The following is a 17,675-nucleotide window of genomic DNA, read 5'->3' as shown; positions in this document are numbered from 1 at the left end:
TCTCCGTTGCCTCCTGGAGTACAGGCTCCATAGTCGATATTTTCCCGCCGCCCCCGGCGGGACTTTTTTGGACGGCGTCACGCCGCTAGCTGCCCGGAACCTGTCCGGCCATGATCGCGCTCTCCTCTCCTCACTCGCGCACGCCCGGTGCGACCGCATCGTGACCGACGCCCCTTCCACCGCCATCGCGATCCTGACGATCGACCATCCGAGCCGCGGCACGTTCGACGACAGGCTGCGTCGCGCCGGTTACGGCTACGACCGCCTGCGCATCGACGATATCCTGCGTCGTGCCGGCTACCGGCCGTCGCGCTTCGAGTACCTGCCCGACCTGCTCACGACCTGCGACACGCGCGCGTTCGATCTCTTCATCGTCCAGTGCGAAACGGCCTGCCGGCGCACGACGGACGCGATCCAGGCGCTGCGCGCGCGCTTCGCCGGCACCGTGGCGATCGTGTCGATCAGCCAGCGCGACGCGGAGCTGGCGCGCTCCGCGTGTTTCGTCGCCGGGGCGAACGAGCATCATTCGTACACCGTGCCGCCGGACACGCTGATCGCCAGCATCGCGACCTGGCTGCGCTGGTCGCATCATCGTGCGACCCATCATCGCCACTGGCGCATCGGCGCGTTCGAATTCGATACGGCCACGCGCAGCGTGAACGTCGCCGGCCGCGAGCACGTGCTGACCGAGAAGCACTTCCAGATCGCGACCGCGTTCTTCCTGAACATGGGCCGCGCGCTCGACCGCGCGCACGTGAGCCAGCTCGTGTGGGGCTCGCTCGTCGCCGCCTCCAGCCGGCGGCTCGACACGCACGTCGCGTATCTGCGCGACCGGCTCGAACTCGACGGTCGGCACGGCGTGAAGATGATGACGATGTACGGGTTCGGGTATCGGCTTGTCACGTGCGAGCCGGGTGCGGAGCCCGCGGAGGAAGACGCGGCGCGGCAATAGCCGGCGGCGCATCGGCATCCTGCCGGCTCGCGCGGTCGCCGGTCGCCGCGCCTTCATCGCGCGTGCGTCGCCCGGTCGACGCGGCGGCCCCGCCCCCCGCAACCCTGACAGGCCCCATTGCGCGCTGATCGGACTCCATTATCATGGGGGCACCCTGGCCGACCGCCCCGCTCTCGATGGACCACCGCGCCGCACCCGATCCCGCCCGCTCCGCCGCCGCGCACGCGCCTGCCGCGCCCACCCGCGTCGGCCGCCGCCAACGCGCGCTGCTCTATGCCGGCGGCGCGGCCGTGACCGTCTCGATCCTGCTCGCGAGCGGGCTGATGCTGTATACGATGGCGCGCGAAGCGATCCAGGCGCGCTATACGACCTTCGCGGTCCGCCAGTTCCTCGTCCAGATCGAATTCAAGATGCGCACGACGGGCATGGACACGCTCGTCACGCACGACGAGGCCGTGTGGAATTCGCGCGCGATCGATCCCGCCCGCGTGGCCGCCCTCGCGGCCGGCCGCGGCCGATTGATCATCCAGGGCAGCCCGACTTTCCCGCCGACACTCGTGCTGGCCGACCTGTCGCCCGCGCACCCGGCCGACAGCTACGCGCACGATCTCGCGATGGCGAGCGACATGAGCTATCGCGTCGGCGCGTACGTCGCGAAGCACGACGCCGACCGCGCGATCGCCGGCTACGCGTATCGCCCCGACCGCAGCTTCGCGGTCGTGATTCCCGAACCGGTGCCGCCCGATCCGCTCACCGCGTCGCCCGCCACCGATGCGGCCACGCTCGTCGCCAAGGTCGCCGCCGGCGTCGGCACGCCGTCGCCCGGGCAATACGAATGGCATCCGCCCGTCTACGATCCCGTGCAGCGGCGCGACGTGTTCCGGATCGCCGGCGCCGTGTACGACGCGCAATCGCCGCGCGCGGTGTTCCTGTCGACGCTGCCGGTCGACGTGCTGCGCACGCGTTTGTCCGCGGGCGACACGACCGACGCGGCGATCATCGTCGATGCCCACGGCCGCACGTTGTTGCGCGCGGGCAGCGCGGACGACGACGACGCCACGCGCGCCGCGATCGAACGCCTCGATGCGCGTACGCGAGAGGCCGCGCGCCGCGGCGGCCCGCGCACGGCGTTCGGCGACGGGCTGTTTTCGCTGAGCCAGCCGATTCCCGAAACCGACTGGACCCTCGTGCAGACGTTCACGCTGCGCTCGCTGCTCGCGACGATCGGCCTGCGCGCGGGCTGGTACGTCGCGATCATGCTCGCGGTGATCGCGCTCGTGTGGTGGCTGCTGGTGCGCTTCGACCGCCGCGTGCTGAAACCCGACGACGCGCGCACGCGCCGCGTGATCGACAGCGAGAACCTGAACCGGACGATCGTCGAAGCCGCGCCGTCCGGCATCGCTCTGCTGTCGCTCGCCGACGGCGCGGTGCTGCTGCAGAACGACACGATGCGCGACTACGATGCGCGCCGTGCGGGTGAACCTTCGTTGCCGGCTAGGCTGCTCGAACACTTCGACCGCTCGCCCGCCGCCGCCGCGTGGCAGCCCGATCTGCACGTGACGCTGCCCACCGCCGGCGGCGAAACCGTCGACCTGCTCGTCAATCTCGTGCGCACGCGCTTTCGCGACACGGACGTCGTGCTGTGCAACTTCTCCGACATCACGTCGCAGAAGAACATCGAGCGCCAGCTCGACGAAGCGGCGCGCGCCGCCGATGCCGCGAACGACGCGAAATCCGCGTTCCTCGCGACGATGAGCCACGAGATCCGCACGCCGCTGAACGCGATCCTCGGCAATCTCGAACTGATCGGCCGCGAGCCGCTGGCCGCGACGCAGCGCGAGCGGCTGCAGACGGTCGAGGGCGCGTCGTCGGTGCTGCTCGATCTGATCAACGACATCCTCGACCTGTCGAAGATCGAGGCCGGCCAGATGACGATCGAGGCGATCCCGTTCGATCTCGCGGAAACGATCCGGCAGACCGGCGCGATGTTCGAGCCGCTCGCGACGGCCAAGGGCCTGCAATTCGACGTGTTCGTCGATGATGCGCTGCCCGCGCGCTATCTCGGCGACCCGACGCGGATCCGGCAGATCGCCGCGAACCTCGTCGGCAACGCGATCAAGTTCACGAACCACGGCGAAATCACGCTCGAGGTCTACCTGCGCGACGACACGGACCCGGCTTCGCCGATCGCGATCGGCGTCAGCGACACGGGTATCGGGATGACGGACGCGCAGCGCGCGGCGCTGTTTCGCCCGTTCACGCAGGCCGATACATCGATCACGCGCCGCTATGGCGGCACGGGGCTCGGCCTCGCGCTGACCAAGCAGCTCACGCAGATGATGCACGGCACGGTCGACGTGAAGAGCGAACCCGGCAAGGGCAGCACGTTCGTCGTCACGCTGCCGCTGCGTCCGGCCACCGACGCGCAGGTGGCCGAACACGACGCCGCGCAGGCCGACGACACGACGCTGCCGGCCGTCACCGCGCGCGTGCTCGTCGTCGACGATCATCCGGTGAACCGCACGCTGCTGCAGGGGCAGCTCGTCACGCTCGGCTATGCGGCGGACTCGGCCGAGGAAGGCGCATCGGCGCTGCGGCGCTGCGCCGATACGCGCTACGACCTCGTGATGACCGACCTGAACATGCCGGGCATGGACGGCTATACGCTCGCGCGCGTGCTGCGCTCGCAGTATCCGGAGATGCCGGTGGTCGCCGTCACCGCGCATGCGAGTGCCGCCGAGCATGCGCGGTGCGCGGAAGCGGGAATCGTCGCGGTGCTGGTGAAACCGGTGCTGCTCGATACGATCGATCGCACCGTGCGACGGCATGCGCATGCGGCCGCCGCGCAGGCGCCGGCCCGGCGCGCGCTCGTCGATCTGGCGGAAGGGCCGTTGCCGCCGGACGTGCATGCGCTACTCGAAGCAAGCCTCACGCAGTCGCTGGCCGCCACGCACGATGCCCTCGCACACGACGATCTCCCCGCACTGCGCCATGAACTCCATTCGCTGCGCGGCGCGTTCGCGACGATCCACGAACATGCGGTAGCCGACGCGATCGGCGAGCTGCAAGCCGTCGTGCATGGCGGCGACCTGACATCGTTCGACGCCCGGCTCGCGGATGCGGAAGCGCTCGCGCGGGACGCGCTTCAACGGCGCGCGACGCAAGCGCCGTCCGCGTGAATACGGCTTGCCAGCCTCAGGTTATCCGGAGCCCATTTTCGTGATGGCAACCAGTGTGGGCGCACTTCACCAGTGGCGCAACGGGCGCCTGAGTCAATGCGGCGTCGCCTCAATCGTCGCCACGATTACGGCAGTGCACCTGGAGCGCCCGCCGCAATAGTTCGCGGCGGGACGGTTTTGGACCTATACGTCAAGAAAAATCAACTCGCGTTGAGACGAACCCGGAGTTCCTGAATCTCAGCTCTCAATGCAGCGTTGACTCTTTCCAATTCGGCTCTCCATTCTGCAATGACCTTTTCCGATTCGGCGCGAAGTTCGACCTGAAGTTGCCCAACAGTGGCCGCATCCGTCCATTCCTTTCCATCCGCAACATTGACGATTTGACGTTGCTGCGCTGGCGAGCCGACCGAGAGTGTATCGGGGCGATCTGCTACGGAATATTAACCAAGGGCCATGCTACGCTCTGCGCCCGCCGTTGCATATCGGCCAATCGCGAGAGCATACTCTGCGGCTGCATTTGCTCTCGACCCGATCGCAATTGTTCCCGGCTGGGTTGCCCCCGTCCGCCGGCCATTTTTTGGCGTCTCGTCGAGCGCGCGCCATGGCAGATCAGACACGGCTTGCCGCTCAGCCTCACAAGATCTCGATCAAGAGGGGCTTCATGATCATCGACTTGTCTGCAGCCGGGCGATCCAGCAGTCGTCGTAACATCGGGGCAAAACCCTGTCATCTGGGTTGCCTGCTTGCGGTGGAGCCCCCCGGTGCTCACGGGTTTGTTATATCCTGCGAGATGCTTGAGCGGTTCATTGATGCCAATCGACTGAATGTAGCAACGCATCACGACGAAGCTTGATTCTCAGGGCGGGTTGTCCATGCTGGTCGGCTCCGGCGATGTGAAACGTCGTCTTGCCCAGGTCGACGCCGTAGACGGCGCAGCTGTGAGAAACGACACGCATGATCATTCTCCGACGGTTTCGGGGCTTTAGGATCCGCCATTCAGGGAGGGCGGACCATCCTATTAACTCTGATGCCTTCTCGGTGCCGTGAGCTGGTCGCGGACCTGATGCAACGTTTCGGCGCAAGCCAGCGGCAAACCGGCGCGTTGTTGCAGTTATCCCTCACGGTCTATCGTTACTCCCGAGGGCAAATGTGGGTTCTTATAAATCGTCGTTTTTTGAGGGGAGAAATGTTTTTTTGAGTTAATTATTCGCGATTTTTATCTCCTCGCCTGATTGATGAAACGATTATGCCGATCAGGGAAAGAAGTGTCCCGACGCAAATTAATTGTATTGGGATTCGCGCCAGATATATTGCTGATGAAGAATTTTCGCTGTTGCCGGTAGAGTCCAGGGGAAACATCAGGATGTAGGTCGCGCCTATGATTCCAGCAAATGACATAAATACGCATATCAGCCAGTACCACCTGCCCACCCCGTTGTTCTGGACGGCCTCGATGATCGACTCAACAATAATTAGAACGACGATTGATATTTCGAAAATGAATAACGCCCCATTAAACATTTTATGCCCTTTGGGTTTGAACGGCCAGCGCGCCTCTGAGAAAGCATATGGTCTCAGTGCCTATATGTCCACTTTGTACATCGAATTCAACCACTCGATGTGAGACCTTCACCAGCATATCTCATCAAGGACAGCCGGCTTGTGCCGGAATTTAAGTCCGGTGCATGGCGGCAATTCTAACCTTCAAACCGTCGCAAATGAAAGCGTGGCAAACCGTAGACCATGCACGGTCTACGGTTTGCGACCAGGAGGATCGCAGGCGTATTCATACATTGGCGTTTGGTGCTTGAGGTGCGGTAGGAGGCTGTCGATAGCTGAACTGCGCAGTCCGCCATTGCCACGGGCCTTCGCACGCATGCATACGCGCAAATCAGCGGCCATTGGCCCGACCAGCAGCGCCACGGCCTCGAACGCCGTGGCGCTCGGTTACGGGGCCTCGCCCGACCGTGAGAACACGGTTTCCGTCGGCTCCGACACGCGGCAGCGCCAGATCGTCAACGTGGCTGACGGGACAACTGGCACCGACGCCGTGAACCTTCGCCAACTAAATGCGATCGACGATCGTGTCACGACACTCGACGCCAAGGTCGACGGGATCAGTGCCCAAGCGGAGAACCATACGCAGGGCATCACGGCAATCCGCGCCGACCTGAACAGCGGCACCATCGGCCTGGTGCAGCAATCGTCACCTGGTGCGGATTTGACCGTCGGTAAGGCTAAAAATGGTGCGGCCGTCAATTTCACGAGCACGGACGGCGACCGAAAGCTGACGCGCTTGGGTGAAGGCGAAGTGTCGAGCGCCAGCAACGACGCGGTGAACGGCAAGCAACTGAACGCGAACAACGTCAGCGTGAAGAACCTGTCCTCCCGTGTGGATGGCGTCGACGGCACGCTTACACAGCGCCATGAACTCGCTGCGCGGCGGATTCACGACGATTCACGAGCATGCGGTGACCGGCGCGATCGGTGAACGCCAAACCATCGTCGCACCAGCGAGCTTGACGTCATTCGATACACGGCTCCCGGACACGGAAACCCTCATGCCGGACGCGTCGACTGTGCTGACCCAGCGGCGCCCACCTAAAGCCGGGGCGACAGGTCTTTGCTCGAGGGCCTCCTACACCCGCCCCCGTTTTTCTGCCCGAGCACGTTTAAGCTTCGGTGACGCAATCGAAAGAAAATCGTAAGACTTGCCCTACGCAATCGCTATCTCAAATAGGCCCAGGACGACAGATTCGGACCGAGCCGATCCCTACCATGAGTTTGTTACCTGACAAACTGTAAGGAGTGGGGAAATGAACAAGACCTATCGCAGCATCTGGAACGCCGTGACCAATACATGGACGGCGGCAGCCGAAACGGCAAAGTCGCATTCGAGAGGTTCGTCGCGCGTGGCGCGGCAGGCTGTGATCGCGATCGCATTGGGCGGAGCGGCAATCGGCGCTGCAGCCGCAGCGGAAGTGTGTACGGCAGAAGACGGGGCGAACGGTACGGTCGATACGGCTGGCGTGTGTCAAACCACGACTCACAATTTGATCGGCCCGATGGAAACCACAAGCTCGATCGGCGTCATGGCCGGCGGGTGGAGCGGCGGCAATGGAATTTCGATCTGGACGGGTACCGGTACGGCAGCCAATGCCACCAATGCCAGCGACATCGCGATTGGCAACGGAGCCTCTTCGATCGCCGGAAACGGTGTTGCGCTGGGAACCAACGCAACAATAACTAGCGGCAGCGCCGGGCTCGCGATGGGTGCCTATTCCACCGCTTCGGCAAGCTACGGCATTGCCATTGGCGGCGCCACAGGGAGCGGTCGAGGTGCGGTTGTGGAAGGCACCGGTTCCGTGGCAATCGGCACGATTTCGCATGTCACCAGCGGTACGAGCAACGCCGTGGCTCTCGGCATGGGTTCCGTTGCACATGAATCCAATACCGTCTCCGTCGGCGCAGGGGTTCCCAACATCGACGGTCATACATTCACGAGGCGAATTGTCAACGTTTCGCCCGGTATCGCCGATACGGATGTCGTGAACGTCTCGCAGCTCGCGCCGGTCGTGACCGCGCTCGGTGGCGGCGCTGCCATCGATCCGACGACGGGCGCCGTTACCGGCCCCACGTACACGCTCGCCAACGGCGGCACGCAAACCACGATTGGCGGTGCGCTCGGCGCCCTCGATGGCGCGCTGACGACCACGAACGGCAACGTGACTGCCCTCACCACCCGCATGGATACCGCTGAAACCGACATCAGCGACCTGCAGACCGCAGTGGGCTCGGGCTCGGTCGGCCTGGTGCAGCAAGCCGGTGCAGGCGCAAACCTGACCGTCGGCAAGGACACGGATGGCGCGGCGGTCAACTTCGCCGGCACGGCCGGTAACCGCAAGCTGACGGGCGTCGCAGCCGGCGACGTGTCGGCAGCCAGCACCGAAGCCGTGAACGGCTCGCAACTGCACGGTGTGTCGGAAAGCGTCGCATCGGCGATCGGCGGCGGCTCGACGGTCAACCCGGACGGCTCGATCTCGGCGCCGTCCTTCACGGTCGGCGACGGTCACGGCGGCACGACCACGGTCGGCACGGTCGCGGATGCGGTCTCCAACCTCGACGGCCGTACGACGACCAACGAAGGCGCGATCACGGATCTCGCCAGCCAGATCGGCAGCGGCACGCTCGGCCTCGTCCAGCAAGCGAACGCCGGCGACAACATCACGGTCGGCGCGAGCACCGACGGCGCAGCGGTCAACTTCGCCGGCACGGCAGGTAACCGTAAGCTGACAGGCATCGCAGCCGGCGACGTGTCGGCTGCCAGCACCGAAGCCGTGAACGGCTCGCAACTGCATGGCGTGTCGGAAAGCGTCGCATCGGCGATCGGCGGCGGCTCGACGGTCAACCCGGACGGCTCGATCTCGGCGCCGAGCTTCACGGTCGGCGACGGCAGTGGCGGCACGAAGGTCGTCAACTCGGTCGGCGATGCCGTGACCAACCTCGACGGTCGTACCACGATCAACGAAGGTGCGATCACGAACCTCGCGGCCCAGATCGGCAGCGGCACGCTCGGCATCGTCCAGCAGGACCCGGCCAGCGGCGCGATCACGGTCGGCGCGGCCAGCGGTGGCTCGATGGTGAACTTCGCCGGCACCGGCGGTGCACGCGTGCTGTCCGGCGTCGCCAACGGCGTGGCCGACGACGACGTCGTGACGGTGTCGCAGCTTCGTGCGACGGGCCTGATCGACTACTCGGGCAAGGAAGTCGGCGCGGTCACGTACGACAGCGGCTTGTCGTTCGACAGCGTGACCTTCGCCGGCACGAACGGCACGGTCCTGCACCGGGTTGCGGCGGGCGACATCAGCGCGACGAGCATGGACGCGGTCAACGGCAGCCAGCTCTATGCCCTGCAGCAGGAGTTCGCGCAGAAGTACGGCGACCTGTCCGGCCGCGTCGGCGACCTCGAGGCAGGCGGTGGCTCGGACGGTGGCTCGGGCAGCGGTGTCGGCACCGGCACGGGCGGCCCCGGCTCGATCGTCGTCGGCGACGGCGCGGACGCGTCCGGATCGAACAGCTCGGCCATCGGTCAGGGTTCGGTCGCATCGGGCAACAACGGTTCGGCGGTCGGTCAAGGTGCGGTTGCTTCGGGCAACAACGGCACGGCAACCGGTCAGGGTGCAGTCGCCTCCGGCGACAACAGCTCGGCATTCGGCCAGGGTGCGGTCGCTTCGGGCGGCAGCAGCACGGCAATCGGTCAGAACGCGAATGCGTCCGGCAACAACTCGGTCGCACTCGGCGCGGGCTCGGTCGCGGATCGCGATAACGCAGTGTCTGTCGGCTCCGCCGGTGCCGAACGCCAGATCACGAACGTCGCGGCCGGTACGGCGCCGACCGACGCGGTCAACGTGCAGCAGATGAACAACACGGTCAGCAGCGCGCGTCAGGACGCAATGGGCGGCGTTGCCGCGGCGATGGCGGTGGCAGGCCTGCCGCAGTCGACGCAGCCGGGCCGCACGTTCGTGTCGATGGCCGGCAGCACGTACGGCGGCGAGTACGGCTCGGCGATGGGTCTGTCGTACATGACCCGCGACGGCAAGTGGACGGTCAAGGCTGCGGTCAACACGAGCAGCCGCGGCGAAGTCGGCGGCGTGATCGGCGGCGGGTTCTACTGGTAAGCCATCGGTTCAATCCTGGCAATCCCGCCAAACGCCTGTCTTCCGGCGCCCGGAGCAGTCGCTCCCGGTGCCGGAAGCGGGCGGTCACCCAGTCGCTCCAACACAAGCCTCGGCCGGCCGAGGCTTTCCTTCTTCCTCGAAAGCGCCGCGCCGCACATGGCCGGCGCCGCATCGACGGCCCGCTTGCGGTTGGCCGAATGGCCAGCCGCCCCTCTTCCCCCCTCTCTCTCTCCATCCCTTTCATGCACGCCTTCGCGCGCGTAGGACTGGGCCTACGCAACGCCTATCTCGAATCAGCCAAGGATGACTGATTAGGACGAGGCCGATCCCTACCATGAACTCAAGGCCTGACAAATTGAAAGGAGTGGGGATATGAACAAGACCTATCGCAGCGTGTGGAACGCCGTGACGAACACGTGGACGGCAGCAGCCGAAACGGCGAAGTCGCATTCGAAGGGCTCGTCGCGCATCGCACGACAAGCGCTGATCGCGATCGCGCTGGGTGGCACCGCCATCGGCGGCGCGGCTGCAGCGGAAGTGTGCACGACGGAAGACGGATCGAGCGGCACGGTCGACGAGGCCGGCGTGTGCAAGGCGGCAGGTGGCGGCGCGATCGGTACGATGGGTGCGATCGGCACGATGGCAACGCTTGACGACGCCCGGATCAAAGTAGGTGGCACCGGCTTGGCGTCGATCGGCGGCGGTAACGCCATTGCGATCGGTTCCGGCTCGCTGGCGGGGAGCAGCGGCGCGATCTCCATCGGATACAACGCGACCACCACCGGCCAGAACGATATCGCCGTGGGCCGTGGCGCACTGGCCAACGCAAGTTCCGCGCCCGGATCGGGCGTTTCGGACTATTCGATGGCGGTGGGCTACGGCGCAAGCGCGGTCGGCGGACGCTCCGTCGCGATCGGGCCCGGCGCCATCGCAACCAATGGCGTCGGTGCCACGGCCCTCGAGGCCGTCTCCATCGGTTCGGCTGCGTCGGTTTCCGAGATCGGCGGCGTCGCAATCGGCCGGAACTCCAGTGTCGCAACCAATGCAACGGATGGCGTTGCGCTTGGGCGCGGCTCGACCGCAAGCGCGGCTAACACCGTCTCCGTCGGCAACATCATGCTGCAACGGCGTATCACGAACATGGACCGAGGCATAGACGACACCGACGCGGTGAACGTCGGCCAGATGAACGCCGGCCTGTCGACCACGAACGCGTCGATCGCCGCGACGAACACGGCCCTGTCCACGACCAACGCATCGCTTTCGACCACCAACTCGACGCTGGCAGCAACCAACGCCACGCTGTCGACGACGAACGCGACCCTCTCGACGACCAACACCACGCTCGCCACCACCAACGCGACGCTGTCGACGGCCAATACGCAAATTGCCGCGCTGAACGGCGACATGACAACCGCGAAGACCGGTATCTCGACGAACACGTCCGACATCACGAAGCTCAACGACAAGCTGAGCGAGTTGTCGAATGGCACGGTCGGCCTCGTCCAGCAGGCCAACGCCGGTGACGACCTGACGGTCGGCGCAAACACCGACGGCGCGGCAGTGAACTTCGCCGGCACGGCGGGCGACCGCAAGCTGTCGGGCATCGCCGAAGGCACGCTCGATTCGGACGCCGTCAACGTCGGCCAGATGAACGCAGGCTTGTCGACCACGAACGCCGCGATCGCCGCGACGAATGCCGGGCTGTCAACCACCAACACCAACCTCGCCGAGACGAAGGCGACGCTTTCGACGACCAGCACGCAAGTCGCCGAGCTCGGCAGCGACATGACGATCGCGAAAGACAACATCGCCACGCACACGACCGAGATCAAGTCGATCAACGATCAACTGAGCGAACTGTCGAGCGGCACCATAGGCCTCGTCCAACAATCGGCAGCCGGTGACGACCTGACGGTCGGCGCGAACACCGACGGTGCGGCAGTGAACTTCGCCGGCACGGCGGGCGACCGCAAGCTGTCGGGCATCGCCGAAGGCACGCTCGATTCGGACGCCGTCAACGTCGGCCAGATGAACGCAGGCTTGTCGACCACGAACGCCGCGATCGCTGCGACGAACGCCATGCTTTCGACGACGAACGCGACCCTCTCGACGACCAACACCACGCTCGCCGACACCAACGCGACGCTGTCGACGGCCAATACGCAGATTGCCGCGCTGAACGGCGACATGACAACCGCGAAAGACAACATCGCCACGCACACGACCGAAATCAAGTCGATCAACGACCAGTTGAGCGATCTGTCGAGCGGAACCATCGGCCTCGTCCAGCAGTCGGCAGCCGGAGCCGACCTGACGGTCGGCGCGAACACCGACGGCGCGGCGGTCAACTTCGCCGGCACGGCGGGCGACCGCAAGCTGTCGGGCATCGCAACCGGCACGCTGGATTCGGACGCCGTCAACGTCGGCCAGATGAACGCAGGCCTGTCGACGACGAACGCCGCGATCACCGCGACGAATGCCGAGCTGTCGACCACCAACACTACGCTCGCTGCAACGAACACAGCGCTGTCGACCACCAACACCAACCTCGCCGAGACGAACGCCACGCTTTCGACGACCAGCACGCAAGTCGCCGAGCTCGGCAGCGACATGACGATCGCGAAGGACAACATCACCCAGCACACGACCGAGATCAAGTCGATCAACGATCAACTGAGCGAACTGTCGAGCGGCACCATCGGCCTCGTCCAGCAATCGGCAGCCGGTGCCGACCTGACGGTCGGCGCGAACACCGATGGCGCCGCGGTGAACTTCGCCGGCACGGCGGGCGATCGCAAGCTGTCGGGCATCGCAACCGGCACGCTCGATTCGGACGCCGTGAACGTCGGCCAGATGAACGCAGGCCTGTCAACGACGAACGCCTCGATCACGAGTCTCGATGGTCGCGTCACGAGCAACGAAACCACGATCACGAATCTCGACGGTCGCGTCACGAGCAACGAAACCACGATCACGAATCTCGACGGTCGCGTCACGAACAACGAAACCGCGATCACGAATCTCGACGGCCGCGTCACGAGCAACGAAACCGCGATCACGAATCTCGACGGCCGCGTCACGAACAACGAGACGTCGATCACCAACCTCGACGGCCGCATGACGACCAGCGAAACCGCGATCACGAATCTCGACGGCCGCGTCACGAGCAACGAAACCGCGATCACGAATCTCGACGGCCGCGTCACGAGCAACGAAACGTCGATCACTAACCTCGACGGTCGTGTCACGAGCAACGAAACGTCGATCACCAACCTCGACGGCCGCATGACGACCAGCGAAACCGCGATCACGAACATCGACAACCGCGTGACGATCAACGAAGGCGCGATCACCAAGCTCGCCGACGAAATCGGCAGCGGGTCGCTCGGCCTCGTCCGGCAGGCCAACGCCGGTGCCGACCTGACGGTCGGCGCGAACGCCGACGGCGCCGCGGTGAATTTCGCCGGCACGGCGGGCAATCGCAAGCTGTCGGGCATCGCCGAAGGCACGCTCGATTCGGACGCCGTCAACGTCGGCCAGATGAACGCAGGCCTTTCAACGACGAACGCCTCAATCACGAGTCTCGATGGTCGCGTCACGAACAACGAAACGTCGATCACCAACCTCGACGGCCGCATGACGACCAGCGAAACCACGATCACGAACATCGACAACCGCGTGACAGCCAACGAAGGCTCGATCACCAGCCTCGACAACCGCGTGACGGTGAACGAAGGAGCAATCACGAAGCTGGCCGACCAGATCGGCAGCGGCTCGCTCGGCCTCGTCCAGCAGGCCAGCGCCGGAGACGACCTGACGGTCGGCGCGAACACCGACGGCGCGGCGGTCAACTTCGCCGGCACCGCGGGCAACCGCAAGCTGACGGGCGTCGACGCTGGCGCCGTCTCGGCTGCAAGCACCGAAGCGATCAACGGTATGCAGCTGCACGGCGTGTCGGAAAGCGTCGCATCCGCGCTCGGCGGGACCTCGACGGTCGATGCCGACGGCAAGCTCACCAACGTGTCGTTCGACATCAACGGCACGAAATACTCGACCGTCGAGCAGGCAATCCAGGCTGCGGCCGCCTTCGGCGCGAGCGATCCGCTGTCGGTGCGTTACGACCTTAACGGCGATGGAACGCCGAACTTCGGCTCCGTGACCCTCGGCGGCATCGGCGCAGCACCGGTGATCCTGACGAACGTCGCCGATGGCGTGAATCCCTACGACGCCGTGAACTTCGGTCAGCTGAGCGCGCTGAATGACAAGTTCAGCGATCTCGACGGTCGCGTCGGCTCGCTTGAACAAAACGCCGGCGGCAGCGGCCCAGGCGGCCCCGGCGATGGCAGCGGCACTCCCGGCACGGGCGGCCCCGGCTCGATCGTTGTCGGCGACGGTGCGGACGCATCGGGCGCGAACAGCTCGGCCATCGGCCAGGGCGCGGTCGCATCGGGCAACAACGGCTCGGCTGTCGGCCAGGGCGCGATCGCATCCGGCAACAACGGCACGGCGATCGGCCAGGGTTCGCTCGCCTCGGGCGAGAACAGCACGGCGCTCGGCCAGGGCGCGTCGGCCACGGGCAGCGGCTCGGTCGCGATCGGCCAGGGTTCGGTGGCAACCGAAACGAACACCGTGTCGTTCGGCAACGGCACGGAAGAAGGCAACCGCCGCCTCGTCAACATCGCGGACGGCATCAACGCGTCCGACGCCGCGACGAAGGGCCAGCTCGACCGCGCGATGGAATCCGTCGACGCACGCTTCAACGACACGAACCGCGCGATCAACGACGTCGCGAAGAATGCGTATGCCGGTATCGCAGCCGCGATGGCGATGCCGAACATGACGCCGTCGGCGCCGGGCAAGACGGTGGTGGCCGTCGGCACCGCGAACTTCAAGAGCGGCTCGGCGATCGCCGCCGGCGCGACCTACCGCTCGCGCAACGGCAAGTGGCTGGTGAACGGCGCGGCGTCGCTCACGTCGGTCGGCGACGCCGGTGTGCGTGCCCAGGTCGGCTATGAGTTCTGACCCGATCGCGCCGCCTCGCGCGGCGCATCGCTCCGAAACGGGGGGAGCGATCCCCCCGTCGTTCGGCCGACGGCCGGTGCCGATTCCGCCAGGAGTCGCCACCGGCCGTCGGCGCGTCCGCCCCACACGCGGCTTTCCGTCGCGCGCTCTGCAGTGGCCCGCATGCACCGAACCCCTTTCTTTCAACCGAGTGAAACACGCGTGCCGCCCTGCGCGACACGACGCGTGAGACCAATATGAACAGAACCTTCCCCATTCGCATCGTGATCGCCGACGATCATCCGGCTGTCGTCATCGGCGCCCGCTACGAGCTGTCGGCCACGAACACCGTCGCGGTCGTCGCGACCGCGCACAACTCGACGGAGCTGATGGACGCGCTGTCGCATCACCCGTGCGATGTGCTGGTGTCCGACTATGCGATGCCGGGCACCGAATACGGCGACGGCCTCGCGATGTTCACGATCCTGCTCAAGCGGTTTCCGGGCCTGAAGATCGTCGTGATGACGATGATGGAGAACGCGGTGGCGCTGCGCGCGCTGATGGATATCGGCATCGCGTGCATCGTCAGCAAGTCGGACATGCCCAATCACCTGACGATGGCGATCCACGCGGCTTATACGAACGGCCGCTACCTGTCGCCATCGATGGACCGGATCCTGCGCAACACAGGCAGCGTCGGCGGCAAGGCGCCCGCGCTGTCGGTGCGCGAGGTCGAGGTGATTCGCCTCTTTGCGTCGGGGCTGTCGGTCAACGAAATCGCCGAAAAGCTGAACCGCAGCAAGAAGACGATCAGCACGCAGAAAAGCTCGGCGATGCAGAAGCTCGGCATCGAGCGCGACGTCGACCTGGTTCGCTACGCGATCGCGTGCGGGCTCGTGACCGACTACGGCTATGCGCCGCCCGTGCGCAGCGACGAAGCGAACGCATAACGCCACCGCGACCTGAAACAAAAAGCCCCGGCGACCTTGCGGCGCCGGGGCATCGGTGCACCGGTACGAGCTGGCGCACTCACCGTCCTTCATGGCCGCCATCTCGCGCGGCCGGCATCGTCACGCCTGCCGTCAGGCCGGATCGACTCTGCCTTCCTCATTGGCATCGCCGCCCCGCCCTTCGCTGGCCGATGCGGCGACGATTCCGTGCTCGATCGCATAGCGCAGCAGGTCGATGTCCTTCTCGATCCCGAGCTTTTCCATCGCGCGCGCTTTCTGCGTGCTGATCGTCTTCTTGCTGCGGCTGAGCTGGTCGGCGATCTCGTTGACCGTGAGGCCCGACGCATAGAGCCGCACGACTTCGAGTTCGCGGTCGCTGAGCTCGCGCTTCTGATCGGCGGCCCGCGCGCTCGAATGCGACGTGAGCGTGCGCACGACCTTCTCGACCGACGGCGAGAAATACGAGCCGCCCGTCGCGGCCGCGTGAATCGCGGGAATCAGGTGATCGATCGTGTCGGACTTGCTGACGATGCACTCGATGCCGAGCCGCGTCAGCGCGCCGATCACGGCCGGGTTGTCGAGCATGGTCAGCACGACCAGCTTCACGGCCGGATGATTGCGCTGGAGATAGGAGAACAGCGTGATGCCGTCGCCGTGCGCGCTGCCCGGCATCGCATAGTCGGACACCACGACGTCGCACACGCCAGCCTCGACGAGGCGGATCAGCTCGGTCGAATTGACGGCCTTGCCGGTCAACTGGATCGTCGGCACCGACGACAGGCCGTGCTCGACACCGACGAGCATCGCCGGGTGGTCGTCGGCCAGTACCACGCGTATCAGATAGCTTCCCATAGTCGTCCAGATTTGCGCGGCAATCGTCGCGGCCTGCTCGCCGCCCGGCGGGCGGCGACGGCGCGCATCGCGGCGTCGTGGATCGTAATTGGGCGCTATCTTCGCACGAAAACGGGCGCATCAGCCATCGGCCCGGCCGTCGGCGGCCGGCGCAGGGTGCGCACCCGTAAAAAAACCGCCGGCTTGTGACGAGCCGGCGGTTCCGGGTACAGGGCGGATGGATGGAGCGTCCTTCGATCGGCTCAGCGCCGACCGGATCCCCGCGCGTACCAGTGGCGTGCGATCCGTTACGCGTTACTTCGCGTCGATCCGGATCTCGACACGGCGGTTCTGCGCACGGCCTTCCGCAGTCGCGTTGGACGCGACCGGATCGGCGGCGCCGAGGCCTTCGGAGACGAACGACTGTGCCTTCAGGCCGTTGCTGCGCAGGTAGTTCATCACGTTGCGGGCGCGCGAAGCCGACAGTGCGAGGTTGTGCGTGTTGCTGCCCGTCGAATCGGTGAAGCCCGTGATCGCCACGCGGCGGAATTCGATGCCGCTGTTGATATCGACGAAGCGGTCGAGCTGCGCGCGTGCGTCCGGCGTCAGCGCCGCGCTGTCGAACGCGAAGTTCGCGTCGCCCTGCAGCAGCACCTGGCGCTGCGGAACCGGCTGCGGGGCCGGTTGCGGCGGCGGCGGCGGCGCCGGCGGCGTGGCTTGAACGACCGGCTGCGGCTTGCCGCACATGAACGTGATTTCGCGCGGATCCTTCATCGGCGCACCGCTGCGCACGCGGTCGATCATCTCGAGCGGCGTGAAACCCTGGCCGCGGCAGAATTCTTCCGCCGCGCGGGCGCAGGAATTCGCGCTGCCGAGCAGCCCGTCGCAGCTCACGCGGAACACATTGTCCGCCTTGCCCGGGATCGACACCGCGCGGATGTCATAGGTGACGCCCGATTGCGTCGTGCACGCACCGAGCGCCATTGCGATCGCGCCGATCGATGCGGCACGCAACAACAGAGTTTTCATGGTCATGGTGAAACGTCCGCCCGAAGGCGGACGCCTGAAAAAGGTTGAATGG

12 protein-coding genes are annotated in these 17,675 nt (G+C 65.7%); 7 read left to right on the top strand and 5 right to left on the bottom strand.

Annotated features, from left to right (window positions below):
* The first annotated feature begins 160 nt into the window (after positions 1-160).
* Complete coding sequence (locus DTA15_RS06355) at positions 161-952, top strand: winged helix-turn-helix transcriptional regulator (RefSeq protein ID WP_006488405.1); 792 nt, start codon at positions 161-163, stop codon at positions 950-952.
* Between the two features lie 143 nt (positions 953-1,095).
* Entirely contained in the window at positions 1,096-4,131 is a 3,036-nt protein-coding gene (locus DTA15_RS06350; RefSeq protein ID WP_012493035.1) for an ATP-binding protein, read from the top strand.
* Between the two features lie 200 nt (positions 4,132-4,331).
* On the opposite strand, the gene DTA15_RS39420 is transcribed toward DTA15_RS06350, so the two are convergent.
* From DTA15_RS39420 to DTA15_RS38500, 3 genes are all read right to left on the bottom strand, one after another.
* Positions 4,332-4,511, bottom strand: coding sequence for a hypothetical protein (locus DTA15_RS39420; protein WP_077176150.1), 180 nt, complete (start codon positions 4,509-4,511; stop codon positions 4,332-4,334).
* A 60-nt stretch (positions 4,512-4,571) separates the two neighbouring features.
* Positions 4,572-4,748: a hypothetical protein gene (locus tag DTA15_RS39415; RefSeq protein WP_077176148.1), complete on the bottom strand. Its 177-nt coding sequence runs from the start codon at positions 4,746-4,748 to the stop codon at positions 4,572-4,574.
* Positions 4,749-4,934: 186 nt separating this feature from the next.
* Positions 4,935-5,087 (bottom strand): hypothetical protein, encoded by a 153-nt coding sequence (locus DTA15_RS38500; protein ID WP_154317711.1) that lies wholly within the window; start codon positions 5,085-5,087, stop codon positions 4,935-4,937.
* Between the two features lie 920 nt (positions 5,088-6,007).
* Between DTA15_RS38500 and DTA15_RS39385 the strand changes: the two genes are divergently transcribed.
* The 4 genes from DTA15_RS39385 (at position 6,008) to DTA15_RS06320 (ending at position 15,763) form a co-directional block, all read left to right on the top strand.
* Positions 6,008-6,622, top strand: a complete 615-nt coding sequence (locus DTA15_RS39385; protein ID WP_269447268.1) for a hemagglutinin — start codon at positions 6,008-6,010, stop codon at positions 6,620-6,622.
* Between the two features lie 325 nt (positions 6,623-6,947).
* Positions 6,948-9,809, top strand: coding sequence for an ESPR-type extended signal peptide-containing protein (locus tag DTA15_RS06330; RefSeq protein WP_006489549.1), 2,862 nt, complete (start codon positions 6,948-6,950; stop codon positions 9,807-9,809).
* A gap of 372 nt (positions 9,810-10,181) precedes the next feature.
* On the top strand, positions 10,182-14,834 hold the full coding sequence (locus DTA15_RS06325; RefSeq protein WP_006489568.1) for an ESPR-type extended signal peptide-containing protein: 4,653 nt from the start codon (positions 10,182-10,184) through the stop codon (positions 14,832-14,834).
* A 236-nt stretch (positions 14,835-15,070) separates the two neighbouring features.
* On the top strand, positions 15,071-15,763 hold the full coding sequence (locus DTA15_RS06320) for a response regulator (protein ID WP_006489567.1): 693 nt from the start codon (positions 15,071-15,073) through the stop codon (positions 15,761-15,763).
* Between the two features lie 132 nt (positions 15,764-15,895).
* On the opposite strand, the gene DTA15_RS06315 is transcribed toward DTA15_RS06320, so the two are convergent.
* The gene (locus DTA15_RS06315) at positions 15,896-16,615 is read right to left on the bottom strand and encodes a response regulator (RefSeq protein ID WP_006489563.1); all 720 of its coding nucleotides are present in this window, start codon (positions 16,613-16,615) and stop codon (positions 15,896-15,898) included.
* Here DTA15_RS06315 and DTA15_RS38495 point away from each other — a divergent pair.
* Positions 16,547-16,804, top strand: coding sequence for a hypothetical protein (locus DTA15_RS38495; RefSeq protein ID WP_162470860.1), 258 nt, complete (start codon positions 16,547-16,549; stop codon positions 16,802-16,804). The two genes, DTA15_RS06315 and DTA15_RS38495, sit on opposite strands and share 69 nt — an antisense overlap.
* Positions 16,805-16,909: 105 nt before the next feature.
* On the opposite strand, the gene DTA15_RS06310 is transcribed toward DTA15_RS38495, so the two are convergent.
* Complete coding sequence (locus DTA15_RS06310; RefSeq protein WP_012493034.1) at positions 16,910-17,629, bottom strand: OmpA family protein; 720 nt, start codon at positions 17,627-17,629, stop codon at positions 16,910-16,912.
* Positions 17,630-17,675: the final 46 nt, after the last annotated feature.

Origin of the sequence: Burkholderia cenocepacia, assembly GCF_900446215.1 — a bacterium.
GTDB lineage: Bacteria > Pseudomonadota > Gammaproteobacteria > Burkholderiales > Burkholderiaceae > Burkholderia > Burkholderia cenocepacia.
The sequence above is the reverse complement of the archived record's forward strand: the minus strand, read 5'-3'. Positions and strand labels throughout refer to the sequence as shown.

Coding starts and splice junctions, on each gene's coding strand:
- DTA15_RS06320 (WP_006489567.1), top strand. CDS start 15,071: ATGAACAGAACCTTCCCCATTCGCATCGTGATCGCCGACGATCATCCG.
- DTA15_RS06325 (WP_006489568.1), top strand. CDS start 10,182: ATGAACAAGACCTATCGCAGCGTGTGGAACGCCGTGACGAACACGTGG.
- DTA15_RS06315 (WP_006489563.1), bottom strand. CDS start 16,615: ATGGGAAGCTATCTGATACGCGTGGTACTGGCCGACGACCACCCGGCG.
- DTA15_RS06350 (WP_012493035.1), top strand. CDS start 1,096: ATGGGGGCACCCTGGCCGACCGCCCCGCTCTCGATGGACCACCGCGCC.
- DTA15_RS06330 (WP_006489549.1), top strand. CDS start 6,948: ATGAACAAGACCTATCGCAGCATCTGGAACGCCGTGACCAATACATGG.
- DTA15_RS06310 (WP_012493034.1), bottom strand. CDS start 17,629: ATGACCATGAAAACTCTGTTGTTGCGTGCCGCATCGATCGGCGCGATC.
- DTA15_RS39385 (WP_269447268.1), top strand. CDS start 6,008: ATGCATACGCGCAAATCAGCGGCCATTGGCCCGACCAGCAGCGCCACG.
- DTA15_RS38500 (WP_154317711.1), bottom strand. CDS start 5,087: ATGCGTGTCGTTTCTCACAGCTGCGCCGTCTACGGCGTCGACCTGGGC.